We start from the raw sequence: 12,211 nt of genomic DNA on the forward strand, positions 1-12,211 counted from the left end.
GAATCAACACGGTGGTGCGCGTGCCTCAGGGCAAGCGACTGTGGCTGGGCGCGTTTGAACGTGAGGGCGGCGTGGGTTCCGGTCGGCGCGCCGAGGTACGGCTGTTTGTGATCCAGGCCCGGGCGGTTGGTGCAGAGCCGCGGATGCTGGCGGGTGCTATCGGGCCGCCGCCGCTGACGCAAAGTCAATATGAGCGTGTGCAACGCGCATTTGTGCGCGAAAACCGCGAAGCCTCTGACATCCAATAACTTTCTGAACGCCTATCAACGCTTTCCTGAGTGTTCGTTGCCGGTAATGGCGAAAAGTCCTACGCGATACGCACACAAAGCCTCGATTACATGGGCTTTTCCCTAGCGTTGTTCAGGGGCCGACTTTCTATAGTCGCGGGGTTGGCGTATCGACCGTTTCTGGAAACAAGGTAATCAATGTCAGTAGATCAGGTACAGAGGTGAATATGACCCTCGCGAATGAAGAACTGGCAGCCTCGTGGTTTTTTGCCGGATGGACCTTGCATGTTGATGGCCGGTTAACGGGTGAGGGTGTGGATATTCAGCTGCCACCCAAGGAGTGGCAGGTGCTGCGGTTGCTGTTGGCATCCGGTGGTGTGCTGATGACCAAGGACCGTTTACTCGAGCAGGCCTGGTCCCGTGGCGAGGTTGCGGAAGAGTCGCTCACCCGTTGTATCTATGAATTGCGCAAGCACTTGAGAGAAGACAAAGGCTTTATCAAGACGATCTATGGCAGGGGGTATCGCTTTACCTGTGCCGTCACCGTTCGGCAACACACCCAACGGCTGCCCGGGCAGGCGTGTGTGCCTCGCATCTGTTCGGCTTGTGGCCAGGTGAACCATGATTAAGCGTTTGCGCAAAGGCTTGCTGCTGTGCCTGCTGATGGGCAGCTACCCGGCCTGGGCCAGTTGTTGGGAGGAAGTCGCCGGCCGGTATGACATTGAGCCGGAGCTTTTGAAAGCCATTGCTGTGGTGGAGTCGGGCGCACGCGCGGGCGCGATGAACCCGGGTAATAGCGATGGTTCGCGAGACATTGGCCTGATGCAGATCAACAGCATGCACTTGCCTCGTCTGGCCAAGCAGGGGATTACCGAGGAAAGGTTGCTGACTGAGCCGTGTTTATCGATCGAGGTGGGGGCTTCGATCCTGGCCGACTTCATCCAGCGCTTCGGTTACAACTGGACAGCCGTGGGGTCCTATAATGCCGGGCCGGCACCCGAGCGTGAGGCATTGCGCCTGCGTTATGCAGAAAAAATCTGGGCGCAGTATGAAGCGTTGGTTGCACATCGCCAGTGACGAATGGACGGCACGCCTCGCACCCGGCGTGCCACCCCGGCTATAATCGCGCCACCTTTCGCCTCCATCCGAGTCTAGCCCGCCCATGTATACCCTGGCCCGCCAGCTGTTGTTCAAACTCTCCCCGGAAACCTCCCACGATCTGTCCCTGGACTTGATCGGTGCCGGTGGCCGCCTGGGGCTCAATGGTCTGGTATGCAAGGCACCGGCAAAAATGCCGGTTTCGGTGATGGGGCTCGATTTTCCCAACCCGGTCGGGCTGGCTGCGGGTCTGGACAAGAACGGCGCGGCCATCGACGGTTTTGCGCAACTGGGTTTCGGCTTTGTCGAGATCGGAACCGTCACGCCACGACCACAACCGGGTAACCCGAAGCCGCGTATCTTCCGTTTGCCCGAAGCCGAGGCAATCATCAACCGCATGGGCTTCAACAACCTGGGCGTTGATAACTTGCTGTCGCGGGTTCAAGCCGCGAAGTACAAAGGCATTCTCGGCATCAATATCGGCAAGAACTTCGACACGCCGGTCGAGCGCGCCGTGGATGATTACCTGACCTGCCTGGACAAGGTCTACGCCCACGCCAGCTACGTCACGGTCAACGTCAGTTCGCCCAACACGCCGGGCCTGCGCAGCCTGCAGTTTGGTGATTCCCTCAAGCAATTGCTCGAAGCCTTGCGCCAGCGCCAGGAAGACCTGGCCGTGCGCCATGGCAAGCGCGTGCCGTTGGCCATCAAGATTGCCCCGGACATGAGCGATGAAGAAACCGTGCTGGTCGCCCAGGCCCTGGTGGATTCGGGCATGGATGCGGTGATCGCTACCAACACCACCTTAAGCCGCGTCGGCGTTGAAGGGCTGGCGCATGGTGACGAAGCGGGCGGCCTGTCGGGCGCGCCGGTGCGGGACCAGAGCACCCATATCGTCAAGGTACTGGCCGCTGAACTGGCGGGGCGCTTGCCGATCATCGCCGTGGGCGGCATCACCGAAGGCAAGCACGCAGCCGAGAAGATCGCTGCCGGCGCCAGCCTGGTGCAACTCTATTCCGGCTTTATCTACAAAGGCCCGGCGTTGATTCGCGAGTCGGTGGATGCCATCGCGGCTTTGCGCTGATAGATCAGCCAATAGATCGTTCCCACGCTCTGCGTGGGAATGCATCCTGTGACGCTCTGCGTCGCCGTTGCGCAAGACCTCAGGTTGGACGCGGAGCGTCCTGGGAGGCGTTCCCACGCAGAGCGTGGGAACGATCAGCCAATTTCCGAGCATTAAAAAGGGCTCCAAAAGGAGCCCCCTGGGCCGAAGCCCGCCGCCCGGATAGGACGTGCGTGGTTAAGTCGTTACAAAATCTTCAAGGTGGTTGTCGGATTAAGTGCCCCGTGTCAGCCGACGGCGTGAAGTTCGTTGAGTCTGTGGATTCCCGCAGTGCCAGTCATACCGTCCCAGTTGTCGCCGCGTCCTTCTCGCCAGCCGTTGATCCAGGCTTGGCGTACCGACGGTAGAGTAAATGGGCAAAGCTCACGGGATTTACCATGAACGCCATATTGATATCCGCGTAAAAATGCTCTTTCCAACGGATCACGCTTAAGTCTTCTCATAGGGTGTTTCCCTCACTTGTTGACTGTCTAGATATCCTTCGGCCCCGCGTGGGGCCGGGCAGGGTTTTCCTGCCGTTGGTGGGCTCGCTGCCGGCGTGGCGAGCCTATGTGTCGGCGTCGTTACGGCGCCAACCTGTGTTGAGTTCTAACCAATAGGTCACATGGATTCAATGATCGTTTTGTCATAAGCACGTAACGATAACGATGCTATAGCCATAAGCTGGGATGGCTTTTCGCCCCATTTAATAGGCAAACCCAGCTATGATGTGCCCTGCATAGAGGATGGGTTTAATCCTTTAGTGAGAATGCCCGCCTGTTGCAGTCGGTTATTATTCGACGAAGGGTCGGAATATTTCTTTTTGTTGCGATGATTTATTTATCTGCCCCGGCAATTCAGGCCCAAACGCCCGGTAGCCGGGGTGGAACGGCACATTCGTGCCACGCGAGCACTCTTCAAGAAAAGTGCTTGATTGAAAACCGAGCCGGCGATGCGTCGCCCGTTCATTTATTGCTGAAAAGCCTGGAATGCCCCATGTCGGACCGTTTTGAACTCTTCCTCACCTGCCCCAAGGGCCTCGAAGGCCTGCTGATCGAGGAAGCCGTCGGGCTTGGCCTTGAGGAAGCCCGCGAGCACACCTCGGCCGTGCGCGGCATGGCCGACATGGAAACCGCCTACCGCCTGTGTCTCTGGTCGCGCCTCGCCAACCGCGTGCTGCTGGTGCTCAAGCGCTTCCCGATGAAGGACGCCGAGGACCTCTACCACGGCGTGCTGGATATCGAATGGGCCGACCACATGGTCCCGGACGGCACCCTGGCCGTTGAATTCAGTGGCCACGGCTCGGGCATCGACAACACCCACTTCGGCGCGCTGAAGGTCAAGGATGCGATTGTCGACAAGCTGCGCACCCCGACCGGCGAACGCCCGTCCATCGACAAGATCAACCCGGACCTGCGCATTCACCTGCGCCTGGACCGTGGCGAAGCCATCCTTTCCCTGGACCTGTCCGGTCACAGCCTGCACCAGCGCGGTTATCGCCTGCAGCAGGGCGCCGCACCGTTGAAGGAAAACCTCGCAGCCGCGATCCTGATTCGCGCCGGCTGGCCGCGTATTGCGGCCGAAGGCGGCGCGCTGACGGACCCGATGTGTGGCGTGGGCACCTTCCTGGTGGAAGGCGCAATGATCGCCGCCGACATGGCGCCCAACCTCAATCGTGAGCTGTGGGGCTTCACCACCTGGCTCGGTCACGTACCGGCGCTGTGGAAGAAGCTGCACACCGAGGCCACCGAGCGTGCTGCCATTGGCATGAACAAGCCGCCATTGTGGGTGCGTGGCTATGAGGCTGACCCGCGTCTGATCCAGCCCGCCCGTAACAACATCGAACGCGCAGGCTTAAGCCACTGGATCAAGGTGTACCAGGGCGAAGTCGGCACGTTCGAGCCGCGCCCGGACCAGAACCAGAAAGGCCTGGTGATCTGCAACCCGCCCTACGGCGAGCGTCTCGGTGACGAAGCCAGCCTGTTGTACCTCTACCAGAACCTCGGCGAGCGCTTGCGCCAGGCCTGCATGGGCTGGGAAGCGGCGGTGTTCACCGGCGCGCCGGACCTGGGCAAGCGCATGGGCATCCGCAGCCACAAACAGTATTCGTTCTGGAACGGCGCGTTGCCGTGCAAGTTGCTGCTGATCAAGGTCAACCCGGACCAGTTCGTCACTGGCGAGCGCCGCACCCCGGAGCAGCGCCAGGCCGAGCGTGAGCAAGCCGCTTACGATCAAGCCCCGACCGAGCCGGTCGAGCGCCAGTACAACAAGAACGGCAACCCGATCAAGCCGGCTCCAGCCCCGGTGGTTGAGCAGGCGCGCCTGAGCGAAGGCGGGCAGATGTTCGCCAACCGCCTGCAAAAGAACCTCAAGCAGTTGGGCAAATGGGCCAAGCGCGAAGGTGTGGACTGCTACCGTGTGTACGACGCTGATATGCCGGAATACTCCATGGCCATCGACCTGTACCACGATTGGGTGCATGTGCAGGAATATGCCGCGCCTAAATCCATCGACCCGGAAAAAGCCTCTGCGCGTATGTTCGATGCGCTGGCCGCGATTCCCCAGGCGCTGAACGTCGACAAAAGCCGCGTGGTGGTCAAGCGTCGCGAACGTCAGAGCGGCACCAAGCAGTACGAACGTCAAAGCGCCCAAGGCAAGTTCACCGAAGTCAGCGAAGGCGGCGTGAAGCTGCTGGTCAACCTCACCGACTATCTGGATACCGGCCTGTTCCTCGACCATCGCCCGATGCGCATGCGCATCCAGAAGGAAGCGGCCGGCAAGCGTTTCCTCAACCTGTATTGCTACACCGCCACCGCGAGTGTGCACGCAGCCAAGGGCGGCGCGCGCAGCACCACCAGCGTCGACTTGTCCAAGACTTACCTGGACTGGGCGCGTCGCAACTTCTCCCTTAACGGTTTCTCTGACAAGAACCGCCTGGAGCAAGGTGATGTGATGGCCTGGCTGGAGGCGAGCCGTGATGAGTTCGACCTGATCTTCATCGACCCGCCGACCTTCTCCAACTCCAAGCGCATGGAAGGCATCTTCGACGTACAGCGTGACCACGTGCAGTTGCTCGACCTGGCCATGGCGCGCCTGGCGCCTGGCGGCGTGCTGTACTTCTCGAACAACTTCCGCAAGTTCGTGCTGGAGGACAACCTCAGCGAGCGCTACGCGGTCGAGGAAATCAGCGACAAAACCCTGGACCCGGACTTCGCACGTAACGCGAAGATTCACCGGGCCTGGAAAATCACCGCTCGCTGATCGCCACACTCAAGCTGCACCAAAAAGCCGCAAGCCCGGAATATTCCGGGCTTGCGGCTTTTTTGCACTGGTCAAACACCGGCCTCATGGTTATAACTTAACGCCTAGCCAAAGTGACACCCCCCGCACGCTGGCGTTGTGAGTGTTGCCTATGCCGATGCAAGCCGTTCGCCCGAAAATACTAGGCTTTATCAGTGAGCAGGCGTCGGCTTGGCTGGTGGCATTGGTGGTGTTATTGGCAGGTGGAGCGCTGACGGTCATCGTCGCCTGGGCGGCCGCCGACCTCTACAAACAGCAAGTGCGCCAGCGTTTCCAGTTATTGGTCAACGAGCGCTACACCCGCCTTCAGGAGCGGTTCGAAGACCAGGAGCAACGCCTGGCCAGCCTGCAGCGTTTCTTCGTCAATTCCAGTGACGTGTCCCGCGCCGAGTTCGATGGTTTCGCCAAGCCTTTGCTTCTGCGCGCCCGCGCCTATGCCTGGGCGCCGCGTATATTTCGCGAACAGCGCAACGCTTTTGAACAGGAAATCTCGCGTCAGCGTGGTACACCTTTCGCCATTAGAGAATTGAACACTTCGGGTGAACTGGCGCCGGCGCCCGAGCGCGACGAGTATGTGCCGGTGCTGTACAGCCAGACCCAAAGCTTGCTGGGTTCGCCCTTGGGGTTCGATCTGTTGGCCCAGCCACTGCGTCGTTCGGTGCTTGAGCGGGTGCAGAAAAGCGGCCGGCCTGCGGTGTCCCAGCCCATGCAGTTGGTGGGCGTAGAACCGGCTTATGCCGCCGGCGTCTTGTTGGTGGCGCCCGTGAGCAAACCCGTCGACACCGAGCCCCATGGTTATGTGATGGCAGTGATCAGCATGCGCCAACTGGTCGCCGATGGTTTGCCCAAGCCCAGCCGCGACAACCTGGTGATGCAGATCGTCGACACTTCCGACACGCAGCAGCGCGTGCTGTACGCGTCCAGCAACGCGGTGGGCGACAGCGGCCTTGTTGCCACGCGTCGTCTCACCCTCGGCGACCATGTGTATGCCTTGAGCGTTCGCGCCAGCCAGGTGTTCGACCAGGCCAATCACTCGTCGATGCACACCATACTGGCCATGGGCGTGCTCCTCAGTCTGCTGCTCAGTGCGTTGCTGTATGTGTTGGTCAGCCAGCGCCAGCGCGCGCTCAAGCTGGTGGAACAACGCACGCAGCAGTTGCACCTGCGTGAGCAGGAGCTTCGCGCAGCCCACGGGCAATTGCGCAGTGTGCTGAACGCCGCCACCCATGTTGCGATCATTGCCACTGACCTGCGGGGTGTGATCAACACCTTCAATGCCGGTGCCGAGAAAATGCTCGGGTTCAAATCCGAGGCGGTGGTGGGGCGACTGACCTTGGAAAGCCTGCATCTGGCCCTGGAACTCGAAGCGCGCGCGGCCAGTTTGAGCGTGGCCTTGGGCAAGCGTATTCCGGCGAGCCAGGCGATGCTGGTGGAAAGCCCGGACAATCTGCACGAGGCGCGCGAGTGGACATTATTGCGCGAGGATGGCCGCTACCTGACGGTGAATATGCTCACAACCGTATTGCTGGACGACTACGGCCTGTGGATCGGGCACCTGGCGATCTACATGGATGTGACCGAACAAAAACGCGCCTACGAGGCGTTGGCCGCGCGCGACCGACTACTCAAAAAGCTCAGTGCCCACGTGCCTGGCGGGATTTTTCAGTTCACCCTCGAACCCAAGGGGAAGGGGCGTTTCATCTATGCCAGCGATGGTATGCGCGATATCTATGAAATCGACACGGGCGTACTGCAGCAAGACGCGGACAAGGTGTTCGAACGCATTCATCCGCAAGACGTGGAGCGTGTGCGCCTGTCGATTCGTCTGTCAGCGCTGCAGTTGAGCCATTGGCGCGAAGAGTACCGGGTGGTGTTGCCGCAACGCGGCCTGCGCTGGATTCGCGGCGAAGCCACGCCGGAGGAGTTAACCGGCGGTGGCACGTTGTGGCATGGCTACGTGTCGGATATCTCCGATCTGAAGCGGGTCGAAGAGGAGCTGCGTGCGCTGTCGATTACCGACTCGCTGACGGGCATTCATAACCGCCGTTATTTTCAGGATCGCCTCAAGGCCGAGATGCTGCGGCTCAACCGAACCAAGGGCACATTGTCGTTGATCATGCTCGATATTGATCACTTCAAGCGCATCAATGACCAGCACGGGCATGCGGTGGGCGATGGGGTGTTGCAGGAAGTGTGCAAACGCATCGGCCGGCGCCTGCGCCGCACGGATGTGTTTTGTCGTTTGGGCGGCGAAGAGTTTGTGGTGCTGTGCCCGCATACCGATGCCGAGCAGGCTTATAGCCTGGCGATGGAGTTGTGGCAGTCGCTGCGCACCGAACCGATGGAGGTGGTGGGCGTGGTGACCGCCAGTTTCGGTGTGGCCAGTTGGCGGATCGATGAAGGGATTGACGGGCTGCTGCTGCGCGCGGACTCGGCGGTGTATGTGGCCAAGCAGGCGGGCCGCGACCGGGTGGAGGCCGAGCGCTTGCGCGCCTGATCGTTCCCACGCTCTGCGTGGGAATGCCTCTTGTGACGCTCTGCGTCACGCTTTGGGACGCAGAGCGTCCCAGGCTGCGTTCCCACGCGGAGTATGGGAACGATCAATTACAAAATGGGCGCTGCGGCTGTCAGCTTCGGCTGGCGATACAGGTCCAGCAGCACCTGATCGAGCACCGAAGAAGCCCCCCATGGCTTCGAATCGTTGAGTATCGCCACCACCACCCAGGTGTTGCCATTGTTGTCGCGGCTGAACCCGGCAATGGCGCGCACGGTGTTCAAGGTGCCGGTCTTGACGTGAGCCTCACCGCGCAGAGCCGTGGTTTTCAGGCGTTTGCGCATGGTGCCGTCGGTGCCGGCAATCGGCAGCGAACTGATGTATTCCGCCGAGTACGGGCCTTTCCACGCCGCTTGCAGCATGGCCGCCATTTCGCGGGCGCTGACGCGTTCGGCGCGGGACAGGCCGGAGCCGTTCTCCATCACCAGGTGCGGCGCGGTGATGCCTTTTTTCGCCAGCCACTGACGCACCACGCGTTGCGCGGCCTTGGCGTCGTCGCCATCGGCGTCGTTGCGGAACTGCGCGCCCAGGCTCAGGAACAACTGCTGGGCCATGGTGTTGTTACTGTATTTGTTGATGTCACGGATGATTTCCGCCAGGTCCGGCGAGAACGCACGAGCCAGCACTTTAGCGTCCTTGGGCACTGGTGCCTGGATATCACGGCCCTGGATGGTGCCGCCCAACTCCTGCCAGATCGCACGCACGGCGCCGGCGGTGTAGGTGGCGTGGTCGAGCAGCGACAGGTAGGTCTGCGAGCTGCACCCATCGCCCAACTGGCCGCTGACCGTCACGGTCACGCTGCCATCGGCGGCGGTCACCGGGCTGTAGCGCACATCGCCAGTGCATTGCTTGGCGTTGGAGACTTTGACCTGGTTGTCGATGCGGATGCTCGCAATCGGCGGCTCGACCGACACGATCACCCGGCCCGAGTCATTGCGGGTGACAAAGCGCAGGGCCTTGAGGTTGACCAGCAGGGCGTCCGGCTTGACCAGGAACGGCTTGTTCTCGTCGTTGCCGTCGTCATTGAATTCAGGCAATTGCGGCTGATTGAAGAAACTGCGGTCCAGCACCAGGTCGCCGGTGACTTGCTGTACGCCATTGGCGCGCAGGTCACGCATCAACAGCCAGAGTTTTTCCATGTTCAGCTTGGGGTCGCCGCCGCCCTTGAGGTAGAGGTTGCCGCGCAACACGCCACCGCTGAGGGTGCCGTCGGTGTAGAACTCGGTCTTCCACTGGTGGTTGGGGCCGAGCATTTCCAGGGCCGCGTAGGTGGTGACCAGCTTCATGGTGGAGGCCGGGTTAACCGAAACATCAGCGTTGAACACGGTCGGCGTGCCGGGCCCGGTGAGGGGCAGCATCACCAACGACAGCGAAGTATTGGGTATTTTGGCTTTCTGCAGTGCCTGCTGAACATTTGGCGGCAGGCTGTTGTTGATCGGCGCGGCGGTGACGGAAAAAGCCAGAGGTAGAAGAAAACCGGCAAAGAGTACTGAACGAAAAGAGTTGATCATAAGGAATAAAACCCTACTGCTGAGAAGGGTGAAAAAGGTGAGGGGTATGGAAGAAAATCCCTCATTGGTCACGAAAGTGTCGGCATTATGCCCCAAGGTGGATCCAGTTGTAGCTGAACGATAGCGGGTATTTCGGGTTTTTTTGCAGACCAATGGCCGCCCGTCCCATAGAGTCGGGCAAAGGTCGGCTTAAACTGCTAAAGTGCCGGCCGTTATTACTTAAGAGGATTGTTCCAATGGCGACTAACCGTTCCCAGCGTCTGCGCAAAAAACTGTGCGTTGATGAATTTCAAGAGCTGGGTTTCGAACTGAACCTGGACTTCAAAGAAGACCTGAGTGAAGAAGCTACCGATGCTTTCCTCGAAGCATTCATCAAAGAAGCCATGGAAGCCAACGGTCTGGGCTATGTCGGCGGCGATGACTTCGGTCTGGTTTGCCTGCAGAAGCGTGGCTCGGTCAACGAAGAGCAACGCGTAGCTGTTGAAAGCTGGCTCAAAGGCCGCAGCGAGCTGAAAAGCGCTGAAGTCAGCCCACTGCTGGACGTGTGGTATCCGGAAAAGCCGATCAACGCGGCTAAGTGATACTAAAAAAACGGCGACCCTCGGGTCGCCGTTTTTTTATGCCTTGCGCCAATTCAGAATCAACAGCGTCAACACCCCCGCCACAATCCCCCAGAACGCCGAGCCGATGGAAAACAGCGTCAAGCCAGACGCGGTGACCATAAAGGTGATCAGCGCCGCTTCCCGCTCCTTGGGCTCATTCATGGCGATACTCAAACCATTGATGATCGAGCCAAACAACGCCAGGGCCGCAATCGACAGCACCAGTTCCTTGGGCAACGCTGCGAATAACGCCGCCAAGGTGGCGCCGAACACCCCGGCGATCCCGTAGAACACCCCGCACCAGACGGCCGCGGTGTAGCGCTTGTTGCGGTCTTCATGGGCATGTGGCCCGGTGCAGATGGCTGCACTGATGGCCGCCAGGTTGATGCCGTGGGAGCCAAAGGGCGCCAGCACCAGCGAGGCCAGCCCTGTTGCGGTGATCAACGGCGAGGCGGGTACGGTATAGCCGTCAGCGCGCAACACGGCGACGCCGGGCATGTTTTGTGAGGTCATTGCCACCACAAACAACGGGATACCGATGCTGATGGTCGCCGCCAGCGAGAAGTGCGGCGTGGTCCACACCGGTGTTGCCACTTCCAGGTGGAAACCGCTGAAGTCCAGCAAACCCATCAGCCCTGACAACAGGGTGCCGATTACCAGCGCGGCCAGTACTGCATAACGCGGCGACAGGCGCTTGATGATCAGATAGGTGAAAAACATCCCCAGCACCAGGCCAGTGCGATGTTGCGCGGCGACAAAAATCTCGCTGCCGATCTTGAACAGAATCCCCGCCAGCAAGGCGGCCGCCAATGAGGCGGGGATGCGCTTGACCAGTTTTTCAAAGCTGCCGGTCAGCCCGCAGAGCGTGACCAGCACCGCGCAGGTGATATAGGCGCCGATGGCCTCGCCGTAACTTACTCCACCCAGGCTTGTGATCAGCAGCGCGGCGCCGGGCGTGGACCAGGCAATGGTGATCGGCGTGCGATAGCGCAACGACAGGCCGATGCTGCACACCGCCATGCCGATAGAGATCGCCCAGATCCACGAAGAAATCTGCGCCGTGGTCAAACCGGCTGCCTGGCCGGCCTGGAACATCAGCACCAGGGAACTGGTGTAGCCGGTCATCATGGCAATGAAGCCGGCGACGACGGCCGACGCAGAAGTGTCGGCCAATGGGCGCAAGGGCGCTTGAGTGGCGTCGGTCATGGCGAGGTGTTCCTTTTACCTGGGAAAAAGCGAATTCAAGCCTAAACTCAAACGTAACCACTCATTGCAATACAGCCGCCGCCGCAAATAGCCGTACAGTGTGTTGGCGCACTGGGTTGTGTACAATGTGCCCTGTTTTTAGGTGATACTTGCCAGCAACACGCTGTTGACGTATTACCGTTAATTCGCCGCCGTTCTCCAAACCCCGAGTGCCCATGAACGAACAGTTGCAACCTCTCAAGAAACAACCGCGAGCCGGCAAGGCTGGTCGCAGCGGAACCCAGGACGATATCGTCTACGCGCATATCTTCGAGGCGATCCTCGAACAACGCCTGGCGCCCGGTACCAAATTGAGTGAAGAAGCACTGGGCGAAATCTTCGGCGTCAGCCGCACCATCATCCGCCGCGCGCTCTCGCGCCTGGCCCATGAAGGCGTGGTACTGCTGCGGCCCAATCGCGGTGCGGTAGTGGCGAGCCCAAGTGTAGAAGAAGCGCGCCAGGTGTTCCTGGCCCGGCGTCTGGTCGAGCGGGCGATCACTGAATTGGCGGTGCAACACGCCACGGCTGAGCAACTGGCCGAGTTGCGCCAGATGGTCAACGACGAGCGCGAC

The 12,211-nt window shown here is 60.3% G+C and carries 10 protein-coding genes and 1 pseudogene; 8 read left to right on the plus strand and 3 right to left on the minus strand.

All coding sequences use genetic code 11. The features are described from left to right. From GIW28_RS29635 to GIW28_RS29650, 4 genes and pseudogenes are all read left to right on the plus strand, one after another. Positions 1-248, plus strand: a pseudogene (locus GIW28_RS29635) (type III secretion system outer membrane ring subunit SctC); the annotation flags it as partial. A 206-nt stretch (positions 249-454) separates the two neighbouring features. After that, positions 455-856: a winged helix-turn-helix domain-containing protein gene (locus GIW28_RS29640; RefSeq protein WP_017134770.1), complete on the plus strand. Its 402-nt coding sequence runs from the start codon at positions 455-457 to the stop codon at positions 854-856. After that, the gene (locus GIW28_RS29645; RefSeq protein ID WP_099548806.1) at positions 849-1,304 is read left to right on the plus strand and encodes a transglycosylase SLT domain-containing protein; all 456 of its coding nucleotides are present in this window, start codon (positions 849-851) and stop codon (positions 1,302-1,304) included. Before GIW28_RS29640 ends, GIW28_RS29645 begins: the two co-directional genes overlap by 8 nt. 85 nt (positions 1,305-1,389) lie before the next feature. Next, the gene (locus tag GIW28_RS29650) at positions 1,390-2,409 is read left to right on the plus strand and encodes a quinone-dependent dihydroorotate dehydrogenase (RefSeq protein ID WP_017134772.1); all 1,020 of its coding nucleotides are present in this window, start codon (positions 1,390-1,392) and stop codon (positions 2,407-2,409) included. Between the two features lie 266 nt (positions 2,410-2,675). Here GIW28_RS29650 and rmf read toward each other — a convergent pair whose 3' ends face one another. Beyond that, positions 2,676-2,891, minus strand: coding sequence for a ribosome modulation factor (gene rmf, locus GIW28_RS29655; protein ID WP_002553055.1), 216 nt, complete (start codon positions 2,889-2,891; stop codon positions 2,676-2,678). Between the two features lie 532 nt (positions 2,892-3,423). Here rmf and rlmKL point away from each other — a divergent pair. After that, positions 3,424-5,688, plus strand: coding sequence for a bifunctional 23S rRNA (guanine(2069)-N(7))-methyltransferase RlmK/23S rRNA (guanine(2445)-N(2))-methyltransferase RlmL (gene rlmKL, locus GIW28_RS29660; RefSeq protein ID WP_017134773.1), 2,265 nt, complete (start codon positions 3,424-3,426; stop codon positions 5,686-5,688). Between the two features lie 151 nt (positions 5,689-5,839). Beyond that, positions 5,840-8,224: a sensor domain-containing diguanylate cyclase gene (locus GIW28_RS29665; protein ID WP_099548808.1), complete on the plus strand. Its 2,385-nt coding sequence runs from the start codon at positions 5,840-5,842 to the stop codon at positions 8,222-8,224. Positions 8,225-8,331: 107 nt separating this feature from the next. On the opposite strand, the gene dacB is transcribed toward GIW28_RS29665, so the two are convergent. Then, a complete protein-coding gene (dacB, locus tag GIW28_RS29670) occupies positions 8,332-9,792 on the minus strand; it encodes a D-alanyl-D-alanine carboxypeptidase/D-alanyl-D-alanine endopeptidase (RefSeq protein WP_236445779.1) in 1,461 nt (486 codons plus the stop codon). Between the two features lie 236 nt (positions 9,793-10,028). On the opposite strand from dacB, the gene GIW28_RS29675 reads away from it, so the two are divergent. After that, positions 10,029-10,373, plus strand: coding sequence for a YggL family protein (locus GIW28_RS29675; protein ID WP_033900540.1), 345 nt, complete (start codon positions 10,029-10,031; stop codon positions 10,371-10,373). 36 nt (positions 10,374-10,409) lie between these two features. Here the strand turns inward: GIW28_RS29675 and GIW28_RS29680 are convergent, their stop codons facing one another. Continuing rightward, on the minus strand, positions 10,410-11,600 hold the full coding sequence (locus GIW28_RS29680; RefSeq protein ID WP_017134777.1) for a benzoate/H(+) symporter BenE family transporter: 1,191 nt from the start codon (positions 11,598-11,600) through the stop codon (positions 10,410-10,412). A 215-nt stretch (positions 11,601-11,815) separates the two neighbouring features. On the opposite strand from GIW28_RS29680, the gene GIW28_RS29685 reads away from it, so the two are divergent. Beyond that, on the plus strand, positions 11,816-12,211 hold a 396-nt coding region (locus GIW28_RS29685; protein WP_236490470.1), incomplete at its 3' end, for a GntR family transcriptional regulator.

The organism is Pseudomonas sp. PA-5-4B, assembly GCF_021606215.1.
GTDB classification, from domain to species: Bacteria; Pseudomonadota; Gammaproteobacteria; order Pseudomonadales; family Pseudomonadaceae; genus Aquipseudomonas; species Aquipseudomonas edaphica.

Coding starts and splice junctions, on each gene's coding strand:
- GIW28_RS29640 (WP_017134770.1), top strand. CDS start 455: ATGACCCTCGCGAATGAAGAACTGGCAGCCTCGTGGTTTTTTGCCGGA.
- GIW28_RS29645 (WP_099548806.1), top strand. CDS start 849: ATGATTAAGCGTTTGCGCAAAGGCTTGCTGCTGTGCCTGCTGATGGGC.
- GIW28_RS29650 (WP_017134772.1), top strand. CDS start 1,390: ATGTATACCCTGGCCCGCCAGCTGTTGTTCAAACTCTCCCCGGAAACC.
- rmf (WP_002553055.1), bottom strand. CDS start 2,891: ATGAGAAGACTTAAGCGTGATCCGTTGGAAAGAGCATTTTTACGCGGA.
- rlmKL (WP_017134773.1), top strand. CDS start 3,424: ATGTCGGACCGTTTTGAACTCTTCCTCACCTGCCCCAAGGGCCTCGAA.
- GIW28_RS29665 (WP_099548808.1), top strand. CDS start 5,840: ATGCCGATGCAAGCCGTTCGCCCGAAAATACTAGGCTTTATCAGTGAG.
- dacB (WP_236445779.1), bottom strand. CDS start 9,792: ATGATCAACTCTTTTCGTTCAGTACTCTTTGCCGGTTTTCTTCTACCT.
- GIW28_RS29675 (WP_033900540.1), top strand. CDS start 10,029: ATGGCGACTAACCGTTCCCAGCGTCTGCGCAAAAAACTGTGCGTTGAT.
- GIW28_RS29680 (WP_017134777.1), bottom strand. CDS start 11,600: ATGACCGACGCCACTCAAGCGCCCTTGCGCCCATTGGCCGACACTTCT.